A 23,781-nucleotide genomic window follows, 5' to 3' on the forward strand; every position below is an offset into this window, starting at 1 on the left:
GCCACCGTCAGGGCATGTCAACGCCTTGCGGCTGGACCAGCGCCAGCGTCTCGCGCTCGCGCTGCTCCTCGCGCACCAGGCGCTGCAGCAGCAGGGCCAGGGTCACCACGTCCTGGTGGTTGTGCTCGGCTACCCGGCGCAGGTTCACCGCGTCGCCACCGCGCAGGAAGCGCAGCCATGCGCCGGGCGCCTCCGACCCCGGCAGGTCGTCCTCGCGCACCACGCGCAGCAGCTGGCGTTCGATGGTGGACAGCTTGCAGTTGTCCCAGCTGCCGCGATAACGGCGGCGGGTGGGGTAGAGCAGGTCCACATGGTCCAGTGCGCTGATCGGGTCCGGCTGCCGGGCCAGCCGGTAGCGTGCCTTCAGCAGTGGCGCATCGTAGCTGCGGCCGTTGTAGCTGCAGAACACGGTGGACGGCTGCAGCCAGCTGGCGAAGGTGGCCAGCATCGCGTCCTCGGCGGCCATCGTGGACATCAGCAGCTGGCGGATGCGCAGGCCTTCGCCGCGTTGCGGGCAGGCATGCCAGTCGGCGGCGCCGATCATGAAGGCGCGGGTGCCGGTGCCACCGGCCAGGCCGGTGGTTTCGGTATCGAAGAACATCAGGTCGCGCGCGGCCACGTGCTGGCCTTCGCGGCGGGCGAAGTCCAGTGACAGCGGCTGCGCCGGAATCGGCTGTGGCTGCAGCGATTCGATCAGGAACAGGCCCGGTGCAATTTCTTCACCGGGCAGTTGCCGATCCTGCGCGCTGGCGCGTGCCGGGGCGGTACCACCGCGTGTGCGCAGGCCGAGCAGCCGATGCAGGCTGCCCACCTCCGGCCGTCGCAGCGGTGCGGGAGCCGACGGGGCAGCCGCAGCGCCGGTCGGCTTGTGGCGGATCTCCTGCTCGACCCAGGCGAATACCGAGCGCTCAGCCGGTGGCTGTCGTGCATCGTTGGCGGCCACCGGGGCGGGTGCTGCGGGCGGCGGCTCGACCGCAGGCGGCGTGCTCGCCTTTGGGTCGCCGGCCTGCTTGCGCAGCAGGCGCAGCTTGTCCAGGCTCAGGCTCACGGTGCCAGCAACTCCATCGGCTCGCGCGGGGTCATCACCACATCGGGTACGTGCTGACACGCTTCAGCGTCGAACAGGTCCAGCACGCGCAACGCCAGTGCGCGCGGCGAGGTTTCATCTTCTTCCTGCGCGGCCAGCACCGGGCCGACGCAGGCCGGGCAGCCGGCCTTGCAGTCGCAGCGCTGCACCAGTTCGCGCGCGCGCTGCACCAGTTCGGCCTGGCGCTGCCACAGCGGCTCGCTGAGGCCGACGCCACCGGGGAAGTTGTCGTACAGGTACACGGTGGGCACGAATTCCTGCAGCAGCTCGACCACGCCGGGGTCGCCATTGCTGCCACGCAGTTGGCCACGACCGCTCTGGTCGGCGATCGCAAACCACGCGCCGTCGCCGTTGCCGACCGATTTCTGCAGGTCGCGCGCATCGGCCATCACCGCCACGGTGGCGACGATGTGCAAGGCGTAGGCGGCGCCGAGGAAGCCATCCAGCGCATCCTGCTTGCTGGCGAACGCGCGCAGCAGCAGCGTCTGTGGCAGCTGCCACCAGACCGCAGTGGTGTGCAGTTCCTGGTCGGGCAGGTTCACCGGGCCGTAGCCGATGTTCTCGTGGGTGTAGTAGCGGATCTTCTTGTAGCCGGCTACGCGGCGCACCACGTGCACTTCGCCATGGTGCGAATCGCCACGGCCGGCCACGCCGCCGTCGAAACGGTCCAGCACCTTGAGCTTGGTGAAGTCGATGCTGTCGGTGTAGTAGTCCACGTGGGTGCGGGTGACGTAGGCCTTGCGCCCGTCCCAGTCCAGCGTCTCCACCTGGTACGGGGTGGACTGCACCATGTGGATCGCCCCTTCGTACAGGGTGAGTGCGGCGGCGGAGTAATCCACTTCGGCGATGATCTGCTGGCGGCCATCGCTGCGGTCGACCACCACGAAGTTGCCATCGGCCACCGCGCGCAGGCTGACTGCGTTGGCCGGATAACTGTCGGCGATCCATTCCCAGCGTTCGCCTTCGCGGTGGATCACTTCGGTCTCGGCCAGCGCCTCCAGGAACACTTCCGGATCGATCGGGCCGAAGCCATCGCCGACCCGGAACGGCAGCTCGAACGCTGCGCAGCGGATGTGGTCGAACAGGATCAGTGGCTGGTCCGGCGCGATGCGCGCGTGTTCGGGTGAGGCCTCGGCGAAGAAATCCGGATGGCGCACCACGTACTGGTCCAGCGGTTGCGAGCTGGCCACCATCACGCCGAGTGCGGGCTGCTGGCGGCGACCGGCGCGGCCGAAGCGCTGCCAGGTGGCGGCCACGCTGCCGGGGTAGCCATTGAGGATGACCACGTCCAGGCTGCCGATATCCACGCCCAGTTCCAGCGCCGAGGTGCTGACGATGCCGTCGATGTTGCCCGCACGCATCGCACGTTCGGTCTCGCGTCGCTCGGTGGGCAGGTAGCCGCCGCGGTAGGCGCGGATGCGCGGTGGCTTGCGCGGGTCGTGGTCGAAGATGTCCTTCAGGTACTTGGTCAGCACCTCCACCATCAGCCGGGTCTGTGCGAACACCAGCGTCTTCAGCCCGGATTTGATCGCGATGCGCGCGATGCGGTTGCTCTGCGAACGTGCCGACGCGCGCAGGCCCAGGTCCGGGTTGATCACCGGCGGGTTCCACAGCAGCACCTGCTTGGGCCCACTGGGTGCACCGGATTCGGTGATGGCAGTGACCGGCGCCTCGATCAGCGCTTCGGCATGTGCCTGCGGGTTGCCGATGGTGGCCGAGCACAGGATGAACTGCGGTTGCACGCCGTAGAACGCGCAGATGCGCTTGAGCCGGCGCAGCACGTTGGTGACGTGGCTGCCGAACACACCGCGGTAGGTGTGCACTTCGTCGATGACGATGTAGCGCAGGTTCTCGAAGAACTGCGCCCACTTGGTGTGGTGCGGCAGGATGGCCTGGTGCAGCATGTCCGGGTTGGAGACCACGATGTCGCCATGCAGTCGGATGGCCTGGCGCGCATCGCCGGGGGTGTCGCCGTCGAAGGTGAAGGCCTTTACGCCCAGATCGCCGGCGCGGTTGAGTTCCAGCAGTTCGGCCACCTGGTCCTGGGCCAGCGCCTTGGTCGGAAACAGGTACAGCGCCTTGGCCTTGTCCTGCATTGCGGCACTGACCACCGGCAGGGTGTAGCACAGCGACTTGCCGCTGGCGGTGGGGGTGACGATGGCCACGTGTTCGCCGCGCTGGCTGGCCTCCCAGGCCTCGGCCTGGTGGCTGTAAAGCTGTTCGATGCCGCGCGCCTTCAGCGCGGCGGCCAGTGCCGGCGGCACCGAGTCGGGAACCGGCGCGTAGCGGCCTTCGCGGCCCGGAATGGCGAAGCTGCCGGTGATGCGGTCCTGGTAGCGGCGCTGCAGGCGCGCACTGAGCAGCGCACCGTCGCGGGCGGGCAGGCCATCGCGGGTGGCGAGCTTCTGCTCCGCATCGGCGGTGCGCTTGGCGAGTTCGTAAGCCATGGAAGGTGGAGCCGGGACGGTTTGCGAGGGGTCACATGGCACCACATCCACGTCTCAGGATGTGAGACACCGGCGTGGGACGGAGTGAACCGTTCAGAGCCCCCGGCGTCGCAGCTGCTCCGCAGGCTGAACCGTCGCCGCACCGGCAACGAAATCTGAAGCTCGCATCCGTATTCTTGCCGCAGGACGCAACCAACAGGGTGGATGGCGGTGGCACGACTCGGAACGCAGGGAGCACTCCTGACCAGCCTGTTGCTGGCCGGCATTGCGCAGGCGCAACAGGAGGCGCCCCAGGCCACACCCGCGCCGGCAGCGCAGGCGCAGACGCCGGCGCCGCCGGCACTTGCCGCCACGCCACCGGACAATGTGACCACCCTCGGCGAAGTACGTGCGCTCAAGCCGGAAGACGACCAGCCGCTGGACCTGTACCGCTTCAAGAACCCGGTGAAGTTCGGCGACAACCGCTTCAGCCGCGACTGGAGCGAGCCGCCGTCGCCAGAGCAGGTCAGCCTGGGCGGTGGCTACATCATGATGGGCGTGGTCAAGGGCGTGCTGGCAGCGGGCCGGGGCTTGAACAAGCTCACCGGCGGGCCGGACCAGATCCAGTCGGCCATCGCACGGCCGCCACCGGAACTGAGTGTCGAGCAACAGCGCCGCGCGCTGCAGTTCTGTCAGGCGCAGGAGGGTTGCGCCGCGTCGCCATCCCGATAGCCCGGTTATCCTGCCGGCGTCTCCATGGAGGTGACTGCCATGTACCTGCGTACGTTCTGCCTGCTGGCCGCGTTGCTGCCGGCCTCCGCCTTCGCTTCGGACATTGCCGATGACGGCAGTTGCCGCAACGGCGCCTTCCCCTCTGATCAGAGCAGGTTCGCGCTGGCGCGGGTGGTCGATGCACCGCGCCTGTACCTGCTCGGCGACATGGACGGTTGCCCCGCCAAGGGCGAACCGGCCTGCCGCCAGCGCAGCTACGTGGTCAACGGCGATACGGTGGTGACCGGGCGCGATCTGGGCCGCTACCGCTGCGCGTTCTTCCCGAACAAGGTCGGCGGCAGTGCGGGCTGGGTGGACCGCAGCAAGTTGCAGCCGTTGCCTGCGCTGGTGCCGTCGCTGCGGGACTGGGCGGGCAACTGGAAGGACGGCGACAACGGTCTGCGCATCTCGGTGCAGGGTGGGCAGCTGCATGTGGAAGGCGATGCCTACTGGCCGTCCGCCAACCCTACCCCGGAGCAGCGCCCGTACGGGCCGAACCTGGGCCAGGTGGAAGCGCGTGCGACGCCGCGTGGCGCCGATGTGGAATTCGCCGAGGACACCTGCAGGGTGCGCGTGCACTCGCTGGGCGAGGTGCTGATCGTGGCCGACAACGGTGAGTGCGGTGGCATGAACGTGCGTTTCAATGGTGTGTACCGGCGCGCGGACAAACGATGATGCTATGGATGGGGTCAGAGCCCTTTCGCGGGCGAAAGGGATCCGACCCCGGAATCACGACCCCGCAATCACCGCCGCCGCTCCAGCCACCACAACAACGCGGCACACAGCACGAAGGCCAGCCACCAGGGCCAGCGTGAGCCGGTTACCGGCTGCATAACCGAGATGTCTGCCGAGGTGTGCGACGCCAGCGCCTGCGTGGTCGCATCGATCATCGCCTGCCGATGCAGCGCTGGCGCCTGCTTCGGGTCGAACACATAACGCCAGACCGTGCTGTCGCCGTAGCGCAGGCGCTGCCAGCCCGCTTCGCGTGGCCACCAGCCGGCGCAGCGCAGGGCCGACGTCGTGCCATCCACCCGCAGTGGAACATCGTCGCCACGTTCGTTGAAGACCTGCAGCGGCGCCTGCACGCCACACAGCGCCTGCCGCTCACCTGCCCAGGCGATCGACTGCGGTGACCACAGCGCATCACCGCCGGTCTGCGCACGTGCCAGCGTGGCGACCACGCCGCTCCACAGTTCGCCATGACGATCATCGCGACCGGCCAGCACCCAGCGCCAGCTGTCGGTCACTGGCAGCAGGCCGATGCGGCCCTTGCCGACCGCGCGCCAGCCGCCGACGGTGTTGCCGCCACGGTCCAGCAGCAGAGGGTTGCTGCCCGGTGCCTGCAGCACCAGTGTTTCCAGCGCGGGCAGGGTGGCACTGTGCGAGCTGCGGTCGGCGTCCTCGCCGTCGCGGGTTGGCAGCGTGCCGGCGGCCAGCGGGCCACGCCGAGCGGCCAGCATCGCGCTTTCGCCGTCGCCCGCAAGTTCAAGGGCGCGGCTGCTGCCGTCACCCCGCAGCGGCAGGCCCAGATCATGCAGGCGTTGGCGCGCCCCGGCCGACGGTGCGCCGGCACTGCGAACCAGCACACCCAGTCCATCGCGCAGCGCCTGGCGCACGCCGGCCATCTGGGCTGCACTCAATGCCGCCAGGCTGCGTTCGTCCAGCAGCAGCAGGTCAGCGCGGGCCAGCGAGGCCGCGTCAAGCGACACCGCGCCATCGCCGACGCTGAGACCGGCGCCGGTATCGGCCTGCACCTGCACACGGATGCCCGCATCGGTGGCCCAACGGCGCAGGTACTTCAGCTCCGGCCCCGGTGCACTGGCGCGTACCAGCAGGCGCAGGGGGCGGCTGGCAGCGTCTGCTGCGGCACCGGTACGGTGTCCACCACGTGACCGCTGGCATCGAGCAGGCGCAGGCGGAACACACTGCGGCCTTCAGCGCGGGCGACGCCACTGAGCCGCACGCTACCGTCACCGGGCAGATCCGCGCGATCAATCACGCTGTCGGCCGGGTCCAGCAGTTCGGCCTTGGCGTTGGCCACGCCGCGCGCCTGCGCCTGCACCTCGAAGCGCGCGCCCGGGGCGACATCGGCCGGGGGCTGCAGCGCCATCCAGCCGCGCGGTGCGGGCGCCGGTTGCCAGCGCACGTCGCCGGGCAGCACCGCGTCGCGATCGCGCGCGCTGAGGCCGGCACCGACCAGGGTCAGCGTGGACGCAGGATGCTGGCGCAGCGCGGTGGCCAGATCGGGCACGCGCTGGCCGCCCGCCACAGCGGCCGCCTCCGGCAACAGCAGCAGCGGGCTGTCGCTGGCCGGCAGTGCGCCGGCGTTGTCGGCCTCGGCGCTGAGCACCACCAGGCCCGCCGCGGGCTGCTGATGGCGTGGTGGCAGCAGGCAGAAGTACAGCAACGTTGCAGCAACGATCTGCAATCCCACAATGATCCACGGCCGACCACGATGCGCCGTGCGTGCGCGCAACTGGCGCACGCTGGCGATGGCCACGACCAGGGCCAGTGCCAGCGCAATCCACAGGTTCAAACCGGAGGCGTTCATGGCTGCGCCTCCAGCGCGTCGAGATAGCGCTGCCCCATCGCATCGGTCGCGCTGCGCCGCATCACCTGTGGCAACGGTCGCTGCAGGGCACGCCACAGCTGCGCGCGCAGGCGTTGACGGCAGTCGCCGCAGCCGGGTTCGATGCGCAGCTGTTCGATGGCGGCGGCCAGGTCCAGTGCGTCGGGCAGGTAGGCGGCGTTGCGCTGCTGCCAGCCGGCCAGTGCATCCAGGTCAGGGGCGCCGGCGTCGTCGCCGAGACGCTGCCAGGCTTCAACAATGGCCGGATCCGGCGGCGTGCGTGCGGCCAACGGCAGTTCGCGGCTGGCCAGCCCGGCGCGATCACCGCCCAGCCGGCGGCTTTCATCGATCGGCGGCAGCTCCGGCCCGACCCGCGCCAGATAGATGCGTTCGGCCTGCTGCACCTGCTTGATGAAGCCCAGCGCCTTGTACGCGAACGGCAGTGCCTGCTGCGGGCGGCCCTGACGCAGCTCGCCTTCGGCCGACCACATCTGGTCCAGCGCCGCCTTCAGTGTGGCGCGCGTCTGCGGGTCGAGCAGGGTGGCTGCCTCGGCGTGGTCGTGGGTGTGGCCGTACTCGGACAGCACATCGGTGGCGCTGCCGAACACCGGCGGCGTATCGGCGTTGCTGGCGCTGCCGCCATGATCGTGGCCATGCTCATCGTGTGCGCCGGCGTCTGCGCCATGGTCGTGATCGTGATCGTCGTCATGACGGTCAGCGGTAGGCGCATCGCTGGTGGGCAGGTCGCGGGTCGGCGGTGGCTTGGGCGCGCCTTCGCTTTCCTCGCCCAGGAACTGGCCGTAGCGCAGGCGCAGGATGCGCTGGTCGACACCGATCGCGTCGCTGCGTTTGACGAAGTCCTCGGCGCCCAGGCTGCGCTGCTGGCGGATCAACGCCTCGGCGTCGATGATGATCTGGCGCTGGCTGCGGAAGTAGGCCGGCAGCGTCTTCTTGATGCGGCCCTCCAGCTCGGCGCCGAGTGCCACTTCGGCGCTGGGAAGGCGCAGGATCACGCTGCTGCTGCGCCCTATCTGCGCTACCGGTGCGTGGTTGTCGCGCACCTCCAGCTGGGCGATCACATCGTTGCCGGGCTGCGCACCCAGCGCGGCCAGATCGAGGGTATGCGCGAAGCGCCGTGCGCTCGGCTCGCCACTGCCGGTGAGGCGGACACTGCGCTTGAGGAAGGTGATGTTCTCGCCGCTGCCCTGGGTGGTGGTGATTGACAGGGTCGCCTGTGCGGCCACGCCGTAATCGTCGTTGGCCTCGAAGCGCAGTGCCCATTGCCGTTGCCCGGGCGTGCCCAGTACCAGGCTGGCCGCCGGTTCCAGCACGCGCACGCTGGGCGCGCGATCGGCCACCACGTCCAGCCGATGCAGGCGGGTTTCGGCCAGTGCCGGTTCGCTCACCACGCGATACAGCACCGGCGCGCGTGCCACGTCCTGCGCCTGCCATTGGCCGTCGCGCTCGTTCAGCGGCAGGCGTCGGCCATCGTGGAACTGCAACCAGGCCCTGCTCGGTGCACGGTCGAAGCGCAGCGACCAGGACAGGCGGCTGTCGGCGGCCACCTTGGCATCCAGCGCGTTCTGGGTGAGCGTCGCCTGGCCGGTATAGGCCGGTGCGTCGATGCGCAGGCGGCTCGATTGCAGATGCAACGGGCCGGCGGGCACGGAGGTGCCTGGCACCACGGGGACAGCCGCGCCGGGGCCGTTGCCCGGGCGTGGCCAACCCAGTGCCAGCAGCGCGATGGCCAGGCCTGCGATCCAGCATAGGGCCAGCACCGTGCGCGGCCAGCGCGGGCGAAGCTCCGGCATTGCACGTTGCAGCAGCGCCAGCACATGTGTGCGCTGGCGCTGCTGCAGCGGATTGAGCGTGGTGATGTCGGCGAACAGCAGATCGGCACTGTCCTCACTGGCACCGCTGCCATCGAGCTGGCGTTGCAGCCACTGCCGGTCCAGCCGGCGCGCGCGCGCAGTGGCCAGCGCCGCGCAGGCAAGCAGGCTGACCGTGCCGACCATACAGGCGAGGTCGAAGCCGGCCAGGCGCAGGGCCAGCACCGTGGCGGCCAATGCCCAGGGCAGGCCCAGCAGCAGGGTGATGAGCGCGCGTCGTCGTCGTGCGCGCCGCCAGGCGTGCTGCACGGTACTCATGCAGGCACCCTGCGGCGGGCGCTGCTGGCCATCCAGCGTTCCAGTGCGAACAGCAGCACGATCAGCAGCACCAGCCAGGCGGTGGGTTCACGCAGCGGAGGTGTTGCCGCAGGCAATGCCGCGTGCTGCGGCGTGTGGTCTGCCGCATCGCCCAGACGCGGTGACGGCGGGGGTTGCAGCGCCAGCAGCAACGAACGCGGCAGCCCGGGATCGCGCAGCGTGGGGTTGCTGGCGATGTCCCAGTCGCCGGGCAATGACAGCAGTCGGCCGTGGCCGATGCGCTGCTGCCACAGCAGCGGCGTGCCTTCAGGGCTGCGCAGCAGTACCGCGGCCTCCGTGGTGGGCTTGGCGGCGGTCAGTACCGTGCCACCATCGCGCAGCCACGCCTGCCAGGCCGGTGGCAGCGCATCGTTGCCGCTCCATGTGCCGATCTCGCCGGGTTCGGGCAGGGCACCGGCCGCCAACGGTGCCGGTGGCGCCTGCACGGCCCAGGCCCGCTGCAGCGCGTCCAGCCAATGCCGGGCGGTGCCGGGTGCATCGGCAGGCACGCGCAATCGCGGCGGGGGCGGCAACCGCCGTGGTGGTGACCGCAAGCGGGTGCGTTTTCCACTGCACATCGCGCGACAGCTGCAGGCGTCCGCCGTCCAGGCCGGGCAGCGGATCGGGCACATGCACGGTCAGGGCGGTACCGGCGGGCAGCTGCGCGTCCAGTTCGCGCAGCAGGCTGGGCAGGGAGGCCGTCGATGCAGATGGCGGCTGATCGACAGCGGGGAAGCCAGGTGCCAGCCAGTGCCAGTTGCCATCCTCGGCCGTTCCACGCAGTGCCGCAGCATCCAGGCCCGGAGCCACCACCGTCCATGCAGCGGGGACCGGCGCAGGGCCGGTCAACGCAGGCCGCGCCAGCAGCAGCGCCAAGGCTGCCAGCAGTAACAGCCGCACCAGCAGCAACGGCCAATCATCGAAGCGGATGCGCTGGCGCGGCCGGATCTGTGCGCGCAGCCAACGCAGTGCGGCGAAATCCAACGGCGTATACGGATGGCGACGGGCGAGATGGATCAGCAGCGGCAGCAACCAGGCGGCAAGTGCCGCCAGCCCCAGTGGAAACAGCAGGTTCATGCGCCGCCTCCGCGGCCGAACAGGGCCTGCAGGGGCTGGTCCAACGGCTGGTCGAGCCAGCCGGTGGCGCTGGCGATGCCACTGGCCTGCAGGCGCGTCTGCAGCGTGCTGCGTGCATCGGCGAAGCGCTGCAGGTAGTCGGTACGGATCGCCGCGCCATCGCCCAGCAGTTCTTCGCCGGTCTCCGGGTCGCGGAAGCGGTGGCCGGCGTCGAATGGGAAATCGCGTTCGTCTGCGCTCAGGATCTGCAGCAGTGCCACTTCGCGGCGGGCGCTGGCCAGTTGTTCCAGCAGCACGATGCCGGCCTCGTCGAAGCCATCGCCGATGGCCAGCAGCAGGTCGCCCGGGCGAACGCGTTCCCACAGCGGGCGCAGGCGCTCGCTCAGCGGCCAGCCGCCACGTGCCTGCAGCGCCTGCAATTGCAGATACACACGGTCGCGCTGGCGTGCACCGCTCGCGGCCGGCACCAGCTGCAGGCCGTCGCCATTGACGGCCAACAGGCCGAAGCGATCACCCTGTTGCAGGGCCAGTTCAACCAGGCACGCCGCCACGCCACGCATATGGTCCAGTCGCGTGCGCTGCGGTGCCGCGCGATCGGCCTGGCCGGCCGAGGCGGTGGCATCGAGCAGCAGCCAGACGGTGATCGGGCTTTCGCGTTCGGACTCGCGCACGAAGAAACGGTCCGAGCGCGCGTACAGCTTCCAGTCGATCTGGCGCAGTTCGTCACCCGGCTCGTAGGCACGGTACTGCGCGAACTCCAGGCCGGCACCGCGGCTGCGGCTGGCGTGCTGGCCGATGCCACTGGCACCGCTGGCCAGGCGTGGCCGCAACCGCAGCAGGCGCAGGCGCGCGCGCAGTTCCGGTGGCAGGGTCAGCGGGGTGCCTGCGTTCACGCGTGGATCAACCCGGGAACGGCACGGCCTGCAGCAGCGCGGCGACCACGTCGTCGGCACGCTTCTGCTCGGCCTCGGCGGCGAATGACAGCAGCAGGCGATGACGCATCACCGGTGCGGCCAGCGCCTGCACATCCTCGCGGGTGGCGGCGAAACGGCCCTGCAGCAGTGCACGTGCCTTCGCCGCCAGCACCAGCGACTGCCCGGCACGCGGGCCGGCGCCCCACTTCACCCACTGGTTGATCGCCGCAGGTGCACCGTCGCCGGGTCGGCTGGCGCGTACCAGGCGGGTGATCCAGGCCAGCACATCGGGGCTGACATGCACCTGGCGCACGGCCGCCTGCAAGGCAATCACCGCCTCGGCATCCATCACCTTCGGTACCGCGTCGGTGGCACCGCCGGTGGTCTGCTCCAGGATCTGCCGCTCTTCGTCCTCGCTGGGGTAATCCACCAGCACGTGCAGCAGGAAACGGTCCAGCTGCGCTTCCGGCAGCGGGTAGGTGCCGGCCTGCTCGATCGGGTTCTGCGTGGCCAGCACGAAGAACGGCGCCGGCAGCGCATAGGTGGTGCCGGCGTAGCTGACCGTGCGTTCCTGCATTGCCTCCAGCAGCGCCGCCTGGGTCTTGGGCGGGGTGCGGTTGAGTTCGTCGGCCAGCAGCAGATTCGTGAAGATCGGGCCCTGCTGGAAGCGGAAATGGCGATGACCGGTGCCGTGGTCTTCTTCCAGCAGTTCGGTGCCGAGGATGTCACTGGGCATCAGGTCGGGGGTGAACTGCACGCGCCGGAACTGCAGTTCCAGTGCCTGGCCCAGCGAGCGCACCAGCAGGGTCTTGCCCAGTCCCGGCGCACCTTCCAGTAGGCAGTGGCCGCCGGCCAGCAGGCCGATCAGCAGCTGCTCGACCACGGTGTTCTGGCCCACCACGGCACGTGCGAGCGCAGCGCGCAGATCGTGCAGGCGCGGCAGCAGGGAATCGAGGTCGGGGGCGGTCATGGGCGTGCAGGTCCTATCAATTGTTCAACGCGTACATCACGATGTTGACGCCGAAGCGGGTGTTGTCTTCGGCCAGGAAACGCTTGTTGCGCCAGTCGTAGTCCCACTCGCAGCCGTAGTCCTTGTTGCTGTAGAGCAGGCCCAGGCGGCCATCGACCTCGATGCCCTTCAGATAGTCGTGCACCAGGTCGTCGCCCCAGCCGTTGAGTTCGAAGCTGGTGGCAGGCGGGCCGTCGGGGAAGCGGAAGAAGCTGCGGTACAGCGCGTGGCTGTTGGGCAGCTTCTGCAATGCGTTCGGCCCGAACAGGCGGCCCATCTGCGCCTCGAACGAGGTGGCGAACAGGCCGTCGATGTCATGGTTGCAGTCATCGACGAAGACGAAGCCACCGTTGCGCACGTAGCGCACGAAGTTCTGCCGCTCGGCGGCGTTGAATTCCACCAGCGTGTGCCCGGCCAGGTAGCAGAACGGCGCCTCCAGCATGCGCGGGTCCGCCAGTGCCACCACGTGTTCCTGCGGGTCCACCCGCAGCGAGGTGTAGTCGATCAGCGAGGTGATCAGGTTGGACGGCATGCGCGCGTCCACGTCCCAGTCGCCCGAGTCGTACTGCAGGCGGGTGAACCAGAAGTCGTAGCGCGAACTGCGCGGGCCCGCCTGCGCCCAGGCCGGCAGCGCCGCCGCAGAAGCGGCAGCAGCCAACCAGCGCAGGCAGGCCCGGCGATCCATCAGACCGCGTCGGACAGCGAGGTGAAGGTGAAATCGCGCAGCTTCATCGGCGGGATCATCATCACGTAGCTGGATTCATCACCGGCCACGCGCACCGGCTTGCCCAGCTCTTCGATGTTGTTGAGCATGATCACCGGCGATTCGTTGAAGCGGAAGTTCTTCACCGGGTGCTTGATCTGGCCGTTCTCGATATAGAAGGTGCCGTCGCGGGTCAGGCCGGTCAGCAGCACGGTCTGCGGATCGACCATGCGGATGTACCAGGTACGCGTGACCAGGATGCCCTTCTGGGTGCCGCGCACCAGCTCGGCGGTGCTCTTCTCGCCACCGCTCATCAGCAGGTTGCCCGGCGAGGCCTTGGCGGTCTTGCCCTGCTTCTGGGCCCAGAAGCGCGAGTAGTCCAGGTTGGCCACCTTGCCGTTCTCGATGATGGCCATGCGTTCGCGCGGCAGGCCATCGTTGTCCCACGGCAGTACCGGCGCGTCCGGGTGCCACGGGTCGGCGATCATGGTCACGCGCGGGTCGTAGACCTGCTCGCCCAGCTTGTTGCCGCCACCCTTCTTGGACAGGAAGCTGCGGCCTTCATCGGCCGAGCGTGCACTGAAGAAGTTCATCATGAAGCTGATCAGGCCCGCGGCCGCGCCGGCTCCAGGATCACCGTGTACTTGCCTGGTTCCAGCGCCTTCGCTTCGGCCGATTCGGTGGCCTTGCGCATGGCGATGCGGATGTCCTGCTCGGCCTTGAAGTCCGCCGCATCCTTCAGGTTGCGGCCGACCCAGCCCGAACCGCGGCCATCTTCGGTGCGCACGGTGCAGGTGTAATCGAAGTTGGTGGTGCGCTGGTAGGCGAAGTTGCCGTTGCTGTTGGCGGTGGCCTGGAAGCCCTGGCCGTCTTCGAGGAAGCCGGCGGCAATGAGCCCGTTGCCACGGCACGGTGCGATCGAATCGGCGGCGACCTTGGCGCGGAAGGCCGGATCGATCGCGGCGGTGGATTCGCTGAAGGTCGGGCTGGCGCGGTAGCTCTGCTTGCCGATGGCCGGCATGAACTCCGGGTTTTCCGGCGCCAGGCGGGCCAGGTCTTCGGCACGGCGCACCACGCGTTCCAGCGCGGCGTCGTCGAACTCGTTGATCGAGGCGGTGCCTACGCGCTTGCCGAAGGCCACGGTGACGGCCAGTTCGGTGTTGTCGACAATCCCGCTGGTGGAAACATTGTTCAGTGCGAAACGGATGTTGCCGCTGATCGCGCCGGCCAGCACGGCAGTGCACTCGTCGGCCTTGGACAGGGCGATGACCTTGTCGAGGATGGCCTTGGCCTGGGCTTCGGTGAAGATACTCATGGTGTAAGGGCTCCTGACCGGTCAGCCGAGGCTGCGTGCGGTGTTGATGACGTTGATGCCGTTGAAGCGCGCGGTGGATGAACCGTGCGAGACCGCCGAGACCTGGCCCGGCTGGCCCTTGCCGTCGAAGAACGAACCGCCCAGGCGGTAGTCGCGCTCGTCGGCCACGGCGGTGCAGGCATTCCAGAATTCCGGTGTGCGGATCTGGTAGGCCACGTCTTCCAGCATGCGGGTGATCTGGCCGTTCTTGATCTCGTAGAACAGCTGGCCGCCGAACTGCGCGTTGTAGCGCTGCTGGTCGATCGAGAACGAGCCGTCACCGATGATGTAGATGCCGTTCTCCACGTCCTTGATCAGGTCCGGCACGCTCAGCGGCTTCTTGCCCGGCGCCATCGACACGTTGGCCATGCGCTGGAACTGCACGCTGGACCACGAATCGGCGTAGCAGCAGCCATCGGACTCGGTCTTGCCCAGGATGTGGGCCTGGTCGCGGATGGTCTGGTAATCGACCAGCTTGCCGTCGCTGATCAGGTCCCAGCGCTTGCACTTCACGCCTTCGTCGTCGTAGGCGACCGCGCCCAGGCTGCCCGGCTGGGTCTTGTCGGCGAAGATGTTGACCAGCTCGCTGCCGTACTGGAAATGCTGCTCGCGCTTGTCCAGGGTGGCGAAGCTGGTGCCGGCGTAGTTGGCTTCGTAGCCGAGCACGCGGTCCAGCTCCAGCGGGTGGCCGATCGACTCATGGATGGTCAGCCAAGTATGCGACGGGTCGAGCACCAGGTCGTATTTGCCGGGCTTGACCGACGGCGCCTTCAGCTTTTCCTGCGCCTGCTTGGCCGCCGCGATGGCGTCTTCCTTCATGTCGTAGGACGAACCGTAGTTCACCACGCCGTTGGGCGTGAGCACCTTGCCGCTGGCCGCGCCGTCCAGGTATTCGTAGCCCAGGCCCATCGGCGCGGACAGTCCTTCGCGCGTGCGGAACTTGCCGCTGGCCTTGTCGATGGCGGTGACCGTCATCGGCGCCCAGATGCGGTGCACGTCCTGGTCGATGTAGGAGCCGTCGGTGGAGGCGAAGTACTTCTGTTCGTTGACCAGGAACAGCATCGAGTTGACGAAGCTGGCACCGGCGCCCATCGCCGCGGCGTTGACGTCCAGCAGCAGGCCAACCTTGTCCTTGATCGGCACTTCCATCGCATTCTTGCGGATCGGCGTGCGCCAGCTCACCTCGCCCACGCCCGGCGCCTTGGCCAGCTGCACCGGCGCGGTCTGCACGCCGGCATTGGCCTTGGCAATCGCCGCGGCCTGCTGCGCGGCGCGGGCCACGTCGGCGGTGCTCAGCGCATTGGTGGCAGCAAAGCCCCACGCACCGTTGACGATCACGCGGATGCCCACACCGGTCGACTCGGTGTTCACCACGTTCTGCACCTTGTCTTCGCGGGTGATCACGAACTGGCGCAGGTAGCGGCCGATGCGCACATCGCAGTAGGTGGCGCCGGCGCTCCGTGCGGCCTGCAGCGCGGCGTCGGCCAGGCGCTTCTTCAGCGCCGGGTCGAGGCTGGACTGCAGCTGCTCGGCGGCGATCGCCTTGCCGAAGAAGGAGGGCACGATCAGCCCGCCCGCGGTAAGCCCGGTCAGGGCCAGGAAGTCACGTCTTTGCAAGGCTGCTCTCCATGTCGAAGGATGGGTGGCTCATGCGCCGAGACTGCGCGCGGTGTTGATGATGTTGATGCCGTTGAAGCGGGTGGTGGACGAACCGTGCGACACCGCCGAGACCTGGCCCGGCTGGCCCTTGCCATCGAAGAACGAACCGCCGAGGCGGAAATCGCGCTCGTCGCAGATGGCGGTACAGGCGTTCCAGAACTCCGGCGTGCGGATCTGATAGGCCGCATCCTCGACCATGCCGGCGATCTTTCCGTCCTTGATCTGGTAGTACAGCTGGCCGCCGAACTGCGCGTTGTAGCGCTGCTGGTCGATCGAGTACGAACCGCGGCCGTGGATGTAGATGCCGTTCTCCACGTCCTTGATCATGTCCTCCACGCTGAGCGGCGTCCGGCCCGGTGCCAGCGAAACGTTGGCCATGCGCTGGAACTGCACGCTGGACCACGAATCGGCATAGCTGCAGCCGTGCGATGCATCGCGGCCGAGGATATGGGCCTCATCGCGGGTGGCCTGGTAGTCGACCAGGATGCCGTCGCGCACCAGGTCCCAGCGCTGCGTCTTCACCCCTTCATCGTCGTAGCCGACCGCGCCGAGGCTGCCCGGCTGGGTCTTGTCGGCGAAGAAGGTGACGATGTCGCTGCCCCAGCGGAAGCCGGCATCGCGCTTGTCCAGCGTGGCGAAGCTGGTGCCGGCGTAGTTGGCTTCGTAGCCGAGCACGCGGTCCAGCTCCAGCGGGTGGCCGACGTTCTCGTGGATGGTCAGGAACAGGTTGGACGGGTCCAGCACCAGGTCGTACTTGCCCGGCTTCACCGACGGCGCCTTCAGCTTCTCGCGCGCGTGGCGGGCGGCGGCGATGGCGTCCTCGACCGGATCATAGGAATCGCGGTAGGCGGTAATGCCGCCGGGCAGCTGTACCTTGCCGCGCGCATCACCGTCGAGGAATTCGTAGCCCATGCCCATCGGCGAGGACAGGCCGGCGCGGGTGCGGAACCTGCCGCTGGCCTTGTCGATGGCGGTGGCGGTGAACGGCAGCCAGATGCGGTGGATGTCCTGGTCGATGAACGAGCCGTCGCTGGAGGCGAAGTACTTCTGCTCGTTGACCAGGAACAGGGTGGAATTGATGTAGTCGGCGCCCGCATTCAGTGCGGCGGCATTGAGTGCCAGCAGCAGCTCGACCTTGTCCTGGATCGGCACCGCCATGGCGTTCCTGCGCACCGGCGTCTGCCAGCGCACCTCGCCTACCGCAGGCGTCGGTGCCAGCTGCACCGGCCGGGTCTGGATACCGGCGTTGGCGCGCGCGATGGCGGCCGCCTGCTCGACTGCGGCGCGCACGGCGGCTTCGCTCTGCTGATGGGTGGCGGCGAAGCCCCAGGCCCCGTTGACGATCACCCGCACGCCCACGCCGGACGATTCGCGGTTGGTCACATTGCCGACCTGGTGCTCGCGGGTGATGACCGACTGGTTGAGGTAGCGGCCGATGCGCACATCGCAGTAGCTCGCCTTGGCGCTGCGCGCGGCAGCCAGGGCGACTTCGGCCAGGCGCCGGCGCTGGGCGCTGTCGACCGGGGCCAGCAGCTGTTCGGCGGCGATGGCACGGGAATGCGGCAGCAGCAGGCCCGCCAGGCCCAGACCGGATACAGCCAGGAACTCACGTCGTTGCACAGCGTTTCTCTCTCTCGCTTGCGCGCGGTTGGCAACGCGCCGGACCGATCACGTCAACTGCTCGACTTTCGCCAGCGCGGGGCGTCCGGGCAAGTGACTGCAGTCATGGGTGGGGAGGGTTTCGGCAGGGCTTGCAGCCCTGCACCTGCTCAGAGCGGAAGCAACAGCAACTGCGGGCTGTCCGTGGGTTGGCGGGGCGGTGTGGGTGGGCAGGACACGCCGTAAACCCGTCCGTGGGGGCTCGATGGCGCCATCCATGGCGCCAACGGTCCTGCCCACCCACACCGTCCCACCTCTGACAGATTCCGTGTGCTGTTGGTGGGTGTCGACCTTGGTCGACACATCTGTCAGATATCGAATGAATTCATCCGTGTCGACCAAGGTCGACACCCACCAGAGCAGAATGCCGTTCCGACAGATCGCAGCCAACTGTCGAAGGCGGGGTGGGTCCGGTTGCGGGGGTGTCCGCGGCATGGATGCCGCGGCCAAGCCCCAAGGACGGGTTTACGGCGTCCCCCGCAACCGGACCCACCCTGCCATCCCACAGGAAGCCCGCTTCTGTCTTTGTTGTTGATGTTGCTGTTGTTCCGGGCGGGTGCAGGGCGCAGCCCTGCTCAGTAAAACCCCCTCGTGCACAATGGGCCGACCCCGCCTGGACCCCGTCCTGATGTCGAGCAAGCCGTATTCAGAAGCCTGCGAGCGCAACCGCGAGCCGATCGCCGCCGCACTCGACCCGTGGATGGGCGACCGTCATCGGCTGCTGGAAATCGGCAGCGGCACCGGCCAGCATGCGGCCTTCTTCGCCGAACGCTGGCCGTGGCTGCGCTGGCAGCCCAGCGATCACCCGGACCACCTGCCCGGCATCGAGGCATGGCGTGCCGAAGCGGCATTGCTGAACCTGCTGCCGCCGCTGGCGCTGCAGGTGGAACTGCCGCCGGCACCCGGCCTGTCGCTGCCCGAGGGCAGCACGTTCGACGCCGCGTTCAGCGCCAACACGCTGCACATCATGAGCTGGGACCACGTACAGGCGCTGTTCGCCGCGCTGCCGTCGGTGCTGCGCCACGGCACACTGCTGGCGGTGTACGGCCCGTTCAACTACGGCGGCCACTACACCAGCGACAGCAACGCGCAGTTCGATGGCTGGCTGAAGGGGCGCGACCCGCGCAGCGGCATCCGCGATAGCGAGGCCGTGCAGGCGCTGGCCGCCGATAACGGCTTCACCCGCCTGCGTGATGTGGCGATGCCGGCCAACAACCGGCTGCTGCTGTGGCGGCTGGGCTGAACCGCCGGTAGTGCCGGCCGCTGGCCGGCAATCGATGACCAGGAAGAGGCCGGCCAGCGGCCGGCACCACCTTCAAGCGACCTGCACGATATGCAGCGCCTTCGGGTTGCGCCACTGCGCCAGCAGCGCCGCTTCCCGCGCCTTGGCCTGAGCGAAGTGGGCTTCCTTGACGTGGCCGAAGCCGCGGATGTGCTCGGGCACGCTGGCGATCTCCACCGCCAGCGACAGACGATCATCCTCCAGGCCGTCCAGCAGCACCTGCACCGTTGCCTCGTAGTCGGCAATCAGCTGGCGCTCCATGCGGCGCTCCTCGGTGCGGCCGAACACATCAAGGCGCCCGCCACGCAGGAACTTCAGCCTGGCCAGCAGACCGAAGGCCTTGAACATCCACGGGCCGTATTCCTTCTTCAGCAGCCGGCCCTGTTCGTCCTTCTTCGCAAACAGCGGCGGCGCCAGGTGGAAGCGCAGCTGGTAATCGCCCTCGAACTGCTGCTGCAGGCGGCGCTGGAAGTCGCCGCTGGTGTACAGGCGGGCCACTTCGTACTCGTCCTTGTACGCCATCAGCTTGAACAGGTAGCGGGCCACGGTCTCGGTCAGCGCAGTGGAACCGCCGATGCGTTCGGCTTCGGCGGCGCGCACGCGCTCGACCAGGCTGCGGTAACGGTTGGCGTAGGCAGCGTCCTGGTACTCCACCAGGAACGCCGCACGGCGCTCGATCATTTCATCCAGCGAGCGCGACAGACGGGCGTCGTCCAGCGGCAGGAACGCCACGTCGCCGCCGTGCGAGGGCAGGCCGCGCAGTTCGCGTTCGTCGCCGGTGTTGCGCGGCGCCGCAGTGGCGCCCCACTCGTTGCCTTCCCACTCGCCTGGCGGCAGCGGGTGCAGCGGGCCCGGGGTGGATTCGGTATCGGTATGACGGTTGCGCACCAGGCCGGCGGCCTGCTGCACGGCCTGCGGATCGACCACGGCCAGGCGGCCCCAGGCGAAGGCCTGCTGGTTCATCGCCACGGCGGCGCCATTGAGCTCGATGGCACGCATCAGCGATTCGAATGACAGCGGCACCAGGCCCTGCTGCCACGCATAGCCGAGGATGAACAGGTTGGCGGCGATGGCGTCGCCCAGCAGCGCGGTGGCCAGTTGGGTAGCATCGAGCAGCAACGGCTCCTGACCACCCAGCGCGACGCGCACGCCGGCAATGATGTCGGCCGCCGGGAACTGCATGTCCGGGCGCGTGGTGAAGGTACCCGGCATCGCCTCATAGGTGTTCAGCACCACCTGCGAGCGGCCGGCGCGCACCTTCGACAGTGCCCAGTAGTCATTGACCACCACCATGTCGCAGCCCAGCACCAGGTCGGCCTCGCCGGCGGCAATGCGCACCGCGTGGATGTCGTCCGGGCGGCGTGCGATGCGGATGTGCGTGGTCACCGCGCCGCCCTTCTGCGCCAGGCCGGTCTGGTCCAGTACCGAAGCGCCCTTGCCTTCCAGGTGCCCGGCCATGCCCAGCAGCGCGCCGATGGTCACCACGCCAGTGCCGCCGACACCGGTGATCAGGATGTTCCAGGGCTGTTCCAGCGTGCTGCGCACACTGGGTGCGGGCAGGTTGTCCAGCAGCGTGGAGGCATCGCGCTTGCTGCCCTTGCGCGGCTGGCCGCCGTGCACGGTGACGAAGCTCGGGCAGAAGCCGTTCACGCACGAATAGTCCTTGTTGCAGTTGGACTGGTCGATCTCGCGCTTGCGCCCGAACTCGGTTTCCTTCGGCAGCACCGACACGCAGAAACTCTTCTTGCCGCAGTCGCCGCAGCCTTCGCACACCAGCGAGTTGATCAGCACCCGCTTCTGCGGGTCTTCCAGCTTGCCGCGCTTGCGGCGGCGGCGCTTCTCGGTGGCGCAGGTCTGTTCGTAGATCAGGATCGAAACACCCTTCACTTCGCGCAGGCGCTTCTGCACCGCGTCCAGCTCGCTGCGGTCGTGGAACTCGACGTCGCTGGGGAAGTGCTCGCGCTGGCCGGTCCACTTGCCGATGTTGTCCGACAGCACCACGATGGTGTGGATGCCTTCGGCGCGCATCTGCTTTGCGATGTCGGGCACGCTCAGCGGGCCGTCCACCGGCTGGCCGCCGGTCATCGCCACCGCATCGTTGTAGAGGATCTTGTAGGTGATGTTGACGCCGGCCGCGACCGCCTGGCGGATCGCCAGCGAACCGCTGTGGAAGTAGGTGCCGTCGCCGAGGTTCTGGAACACATGCGGGGTATCGGTGAACGGCGCCTGCCCGGCCCAGGTCACACCTTCGCCGCCCATGTGGGTGAAGGTGTCGGTGCTGCGATCCATCCAGGTCACCATGTAATGGCAACCGATGCCGGCCAGCGCACGCGAGCCTTCCGGCACGGTGGTGGAGGTGTTGTGCGGGCAGCCCGAGCAGTAGTGCGGTACACGCGGGAAGCTGGCGCGCGGCAACGCTAGCTCGGCTTCCTTTTCCTGCATCCACTGCAGGCGCTGCTCGATCGATTCGTTGTTGAAGAACTTCTGGATGCGGCGGCCGATCACGCCGGCGATGGTGGCCGGGGTCAGTTCACCGGTGGACGGCAGGATCCACTCGCCGCTCTCGTCGTATTTGCCGACGATGGACGGGCGCTGGCCCCAGCTGGCCGGCCAGTTGAAGAACTGTTCCTTCATCTGGCGCTCGATGAAGGCACGCTTTTCCTCCACCACGATGATGTCTTCCAGGCCCTGCGCGAAGCGCGCGATGCCTTCCGGCTCCAGCGGCCAGGTCATGCCGACCTTGTACACGCGGATGCCGATGTCGGCGCAGGCCGCTTCGTCCAGGCCCAGGTATTCCAGCGCCTGCAGCACGTCCAGGTAGCTCTTGCCGGTGGTGACGATGCCGAGCCGCGCGCGCGGTGCGTCCATCACCACCTTGTCGATGCCGTTGGCGCGGGCAAAGGCCTGTGCAGCCTTCACCGCATAGCGGTGCAGGCGCATCTCCTGGTCCATCGGCGGGTCCGGCCAGCGGATGTTGAGGCCGCCGCCGGGCATCTCGAAGTCTTCCGGCAGCACGATGCGGCGCGCCAGCGGATCGACCTGCACCGAGGCCGACGATTCCACCGTTTCGGCAATGGTCTTGAAGCCGACCCAGCGCCCGGTATAGCGGCTCATCGCCCAGCCGAGCAGGCCCATGTCGAGGATGTCCTGCACGCCGGCCGGGTTCAGCACCGGCATCATCGCGCTGACGAACTCGTCCTCGCTGCCGTGCGGCAGGGTCGAGCTGCGGCAGGCATGGTCATCGGCGGCCAGCGCCAGCACGCCGCCGTAGCGCGAGGTGCCGGCGGCATTGGCGTGCTTGAACACGTCGCCGCAGCGGTCCACACCCGGGCCCTTGCCGTACCACATGCCGAACACGCCCTGCACGTTGGCGCCGGGGAACAGGTTGGTCTGCTGCGTGCCCCAGACCATGGTGGCACCCAGGTCCTCGTTCAGGCCGGGGGTGAACTTCACCCTGGCCGCGTCCAGATGCTTGCGCGCGCGCCACAGCTCCAGGTCGAAGCCGCCCAGCGGGCTGCCGCGGTAGCCACTGACGAAGCCGGCGCTGTCGATGCCTTCGTGCTCATCGCGCAGGCGCTGCATCAGTGGCAGCCGCACCAATGCCTGCACGCCGCTCAGGTAGATCCGCCCCTCGTTGCGGGTGTACTTGTGGTCGAGCGAGTACTCGCGGTCGATCAGGTCGGCGGAAGAGGGCGAAGTGAGTTGCGCGGTACTGGTCATGGCTGGCCCGGTAGGATCGGCTGGCACCGGCCGCGTGCGGGCACGCGGCGGGAAAGGCGCGAATTGTAGCAGCGAGGCCCCGCAGCCCCCGGCACTCGCGCCGGCGGCCATGCTGCGGTTAGGATCGGGGAGAGAGAGGGAGGTTGCGGTTGCAGCCTGGGGAGAAGGGATGTCAGTTTCAGCAAAGATCCTGGCCAGCGTGCTGCTGGTCTCGGGAACGGCCATTGCCTGGGCCGCGCCGGCGCTGCCGGCACCACAGGAGTTCTATTTCGACAGCGATGCGGCCGCGGTGCCGATGGTCGTGGTCCAGTCCGAGGGCGATACGCTGGTGGCGCAGCTGCTGAAGCAGCGCGAGCGTGGCCGCCGTGTGGTGGAGGCGACCGTACAGCTGGCGTCGGTGGCGATCGCCCAGGGCCGTACCGAACTGGGCGATCAGCTGTATCGCGAGGCGCTGAAGGACGCGCCGGTACAGGGCAGCCTGGGCCGTGGGGTACGTTGGAATTATGGCTGGGACCTGCTGCGCCAGGGCCAGGCCGAGGCCGCACTGGAACAATGGCAGGCCGCCGCCGGGGGCTCGTTGAGCAAACCGGCCTGGTTGCCACCCACCTACGCCCTGGCGTTGTGGCGGGCCGGCCAGAAGCAGGAGGCGGTGCAGTGGTATGCCGCGGCGGTGCGCACCGAGCCGGCGCAGTGGAGCGACAGCAGCCGCTATGTGCAGTTGCTGCCGCTGTGGCGTGACGACGAGCGTGCCTCGCTGGCCGAAGTGCAGCAGGCCTGGGCCGCAGCGCCGCCGGCCTGGCCCTGAGGGAGGTGGTTGTGCCGGGTTGCACCCGGCACCCGCAGAGGCGACAGCCGAAGCAACAGCAACAGCCGAAGCAACAGCAACAGCGGGTTTACTGTGGGATGGCGGGGCACTGCGGGTTTGCGGGGCCGCCGTGAACCCATCCATGGGGGCTTGGTCGCCGCATCCATGCGGCTCACACCCCGCAAACCCACAGTGCCCCGCCTTCGACAGGTTCCGGCGGCTGCTGGTAGGTGTCGACCTTGGTCGACACGGTAGATCCACGCCATGCGTGGATGAATCCGCATCGGAATCGAATACTGGAAATCTGATCGAAGAGCAGCCGAGCGTGGGCTCGGCTCTACAAAAAGCGGCCAGCCGACCTGATTTTGCCTTTGCTTTTGCTCTTCTTTTTCTTTTCCGTGGTGGACGCACTCGGACATTGTCAGAGGCCGGGCGGGGTGGGTTCGCGGGGGTGTCCGCGGCATGGATGCCGCGGCCAAGCCCCCAAGGACGGGTTTACGGCGTCCCCGCGAACTCACCCCGCCCGGCCAACCACGGCTGTTGCGTTGAGCGACCAGCCA

Annotated in this window: 15 protein-coding genes and 2 pseudogenes; 4 read left to right on the forward strand and 13 right to left on the reverse strand. The window is 68.4% G+C overall.

Annotation, left to right across the window (positions count from 1 at the left end; genetic code table 11):
- Positions 1–7: 7 nt before the first annotated feature.
- Together N4G47_RS20100 and N4G47_RS20105 are read right to left on the reverse strand one after the other, a co-directional pair.
- On the reverse strand, positions 8–1,048 hold the full coding sequence (locus tag N4G47_RS20100; RefSeq protein WP_475289745.1) for a ribonuclease H-like domain-containing protein: 1,041 nt from the start codon (positions 1,046–1,048) through the stop codon (positions 8–10).
- Positions 1,045–3,534 (reverse strand): DEAD/DEAH box helicase, encoded by a 2,490-nt coding sequence (locus N4G47_RS20105; RefSeq protein WP_475289746.1) that lies wholly within the window; start codon positions 3,532–3,534, stop codon positions 1,045–1,047. Before N4G47_RS20105 ends, N4G47_RS20100 begins: the two co-directional genes overlap by 4 nt.
- A gap of 204 nt (positions 3,535–3,738) precedes the next feature.
- Between N4G47_RS20105 and N4G47_RS20110 the strand changes: the two genes are divergently transcribed.
- Together N4G47_RS20110 and N4G47_RS20115 are read left to right on the forward strand one after the other, a co-directional pair.
- Positions 3,739–4,245 (forward strand): hypothetical protein, encoded by a 507-nt coding sequence (locus tag N4G47_RS20110; protein WP_475289747.1) that lies wholly within the window; start codon positions 3,739–3,741, stop codon positions 4,243–4,245.
- A 39-nt stretch (positions 4,246–4,284) separates the two neighbouring features.
- Entirely contained in the window at positions 4,285–4,959 is a 675-nt protein-coding gene (locus N4G47_RS20115; protein ID WP_475289748.1) for a hypothetical protein, read from the forward strand.
- Between the two features lie 68 nt (positions 4,960–5,027).
- Here N4G47_RS20115 and N4G47_RS20120 read toward each other — a convergent pair whose 3' ends face one another.
- From N4G47_RS20120 to N4G47_RS20165, 10 genes and pseudogenes are all read right to left on the reverse strand, one after another.
- Positions 5,028–6,044: a hypothetical protein gene (locus N4G47_RS20120; RefSeq protein WP_475289749.1), complete on the reverse strand. Its 1,017-nt coding sequence runs from the start codon at positions 6,042–6,044 to the stop codon at positions 5,028–5,030.
- Between the two features lie 38 nt (positions 6,045–6,082).
- A complete protein-coding gene (locus N4G47_RS20125; RefSeq protein ID WP_475289750.1) occupies positions 6,083–6,835 on the reverse strand; it encodes a hypothetical protein in 753 nt (250 codons plus the stop codon).
- Positions 6,832–9,000 carry a hypothetical protein gene (locus N4G47_RS20130; protein WP_475289751.1) on the reverse strand — a complete coding sequence of 723 codons (2,169 nt, stop codon included), beginning with the start codon at positions 8,998–9,000 and terminating at the stop codon, positions 6,832–6,834. The genes N4G47_RS20125 and N4G47_RS20130 overlap by 4 nt, the downstream gene beginning before the upstream one ends.
- Positions 8,997–10,116, reverse strand: a pseudogene (locus tag N4G47_RS20135) (BatA domain-containing protein). Before N4G47_RS20135 ends, N4G47_RS20130 begins: the two are co-directional and overlap by 4 nt.
- Positions 10,113–11,009 (reverse strand): DUF58 domain-containing protein, encoded by an 897-nt coding sequence (locus N4G47_RS20140; RefSeq protein WP_475289752.1) that lies wholly within the window; start codon positions 11,007–11,009, stop codon positions 10,113–10,115. The pseudogene N4G47_RS20135 and the gene N4G47_RS20140 overlap by 4 nt, the downstream one beginning before the upstream one ends.
- A 7-nt stretch (positions 11,010–11,016) precedes the next feature.
- Positions 11,017–12,000 (reverse strand): AAA family ATPase, encoded by a 984-nt coding sequence (locus N4G47_RS20145; protein ID WP_107231377.1) that lies wholly within the window; start codon positions 11,998–12,000, stop codon positions 11,017–11,019.
- Between the two features lie 16 nt (positions 12,001–12,016).
- The gene (locus N4G47_RS20150) at positions 12,017–12,724 is read right to left on the reverse strand and encodes a DUF4159 domain-containing protein (protein WP_475289753.1); all 708 of its coding nucleotides are present in this window, start codon (positions 12,722–12,724) and stop codon (positions 12,017–12,019) included.
- Positions 12,724–14,057: pseudogene (locus N4G47_RS20155) on the reverse strand (TldD/PmbA family protein). The gene N4G47_RS20150 and the pseudogene N4G47_RS20155 overlap by 1 nt, the downstream one beginning before the upstream one ends.
- A 21-nt stretch (positions 14,058–14,078) precedes the next feature.
- The gene (locus N4G47_RS20160) at positions 14,079–15,713 is read right to left on the reverse strand and encodes a TldD/PmbA family protein (protein WP_107231380.1); all 1,635 of its coding nucleotides are present in this window, start codon (positions 15,711–15,713) and stop codon (positions 14,079–14,081) included.
- A gap of 30 nt (positions 15,714–15,743) precedes the next feature.
- Entirely contained in the window at positions 15,744–17,375 is a 1,632-nt protein-coding gene (locus N4G47_RS20165; RefSeq protein WP_249842315.1) for a TldD/PmbA family protein, read from the reverse strand.
- Between the two features lie 667 nt (positions 17,376–18,042).
- On the opposite strand from N4G47_RS20165, the gene N4G47_RS20170 reads away from it, so the two are divergent.
- On the forward strand, positions 18,043–18,657 hold the full coding sequence (locus N4G47_RS20170) for a DUF938 domain-containing protein (RefSeq protein WP_475289754.1): 615 nt from the start codon (positions 18,043–18,045) through the stop codon (positions 18,655–18,657).
- 72 nt (positions 18,658–18,729) lie between these two features.
- On the opposite strand, the gene N4G47_RS20175 is transcribed toward N4G47_RS20170, so the two are convergent.
- The gene (locus N4G47_RS20175; RefSeq protein WP_475289755.1) at positions 18,730–22,416 is read right to left on the reverse strand and encodes an indolepyruvate ferredoxin oxidoreductase family protein; all 3,687 of its coding nucleotides are present in this window, start codon (positions 22,414–22,416) and stop codon (positions 18,730–18,732) included.
- Between the two features lie 169 nt (positions 22,417–22,585).
- On the opposite strand from N4G47_RS20175, the gene N4G47_RS20180 reads away from it, so the two are divergent.
- On the forward strand, positions 22,586–23,221 hold the full coding sequence (locus N4G47_RS20180) for a tetratricopeptide repeat protein (RefSeq protein ID WP_475289756.1): 636 nt from the start codon (positions 22,586–22,588) through the stop codon (positions 23,219–23,221).
- Positions 23,222–23,781 lie beyond the last annotated feature (560 nt).

The sequence above is a fragment of the Stenotrophomonas sp. GSD10 genome (assembly GCF_056172695.1).

Bases quoted from the DNA above. Each gene is read 5' to 3' on its own strand.
- N4G47_RS20105 (WP_475289746.1), bottom strand. From the start codon at position 3,534: ATGGCTTACGAACTCGCCAAGCGCACCGCCGATGCGGAGCAGAAGCTC.
- N4G47_RS20110 (WP_475289747.1), top strand. From the start codon at position 3,739: ATGGCGGTGGCACGACTCGGAACGCAGGGAGCACTCCTGACCAGCCTG.
- N4G47_RS20115 (WP_475289748.1), top strand. From the start codon at position 4,285: ATGTACCTGCGTACGTTCTGCCTGCTGGCCGCGTTGCTGCCGGCCTCC.
- N4G47_RS20125 (WP_475289750.1), bottom strand. From the start codon at position 6,835: ATGAACGCCTCCGGTTTGAACCTGTGGATTGCGCTGGCACTGGCCCTG.
- N4G47_RS20130 (WP_475289751.1), bottom strand. From the start codon at position 9,000: ATGAGTACCGTGCAGCACGCCTGGCGGCGCGCACGACGACGACGCGCG.
- N4G47_RS20145 (WP_107231377.1), bottom strand. From the start codon at position 12,000: ATGACCGCCCCCGACCTCGATTCCCTGCTGCCGCGCCTGCACGATCTG.
- N4G47_RS20150 (WP_475289753.1), bottom strand. From the start codon at position 12,724: ATGGATCGCCGGGCCTGCCTGCGCTGGTTGGCTGCTGCCGCTTCTGCG.
- N4G47_RS20170 (WP_475289754.1), top strand. From the start codon at position 18,043: ATGTCGAGCAAGCCGTATTCAGAAGCCTGCGAGCGCAACCGCGAGCCG.
- N4G47_RS20175 (WP_475289755.1), bottom strand. From the start codon at position 22,416: ATGACCAGTACCGCGCAACTCACTTCGCCCTCTTCCGCCGACCTGATC.
- N4G47_RS20180 (WP_475289756.1), top strand. From the start codon at position 22,586: ATGTCAGTTTCAGCAAAGATCCTGGCCAGCGTGCTGCTGGTCTCGGGA.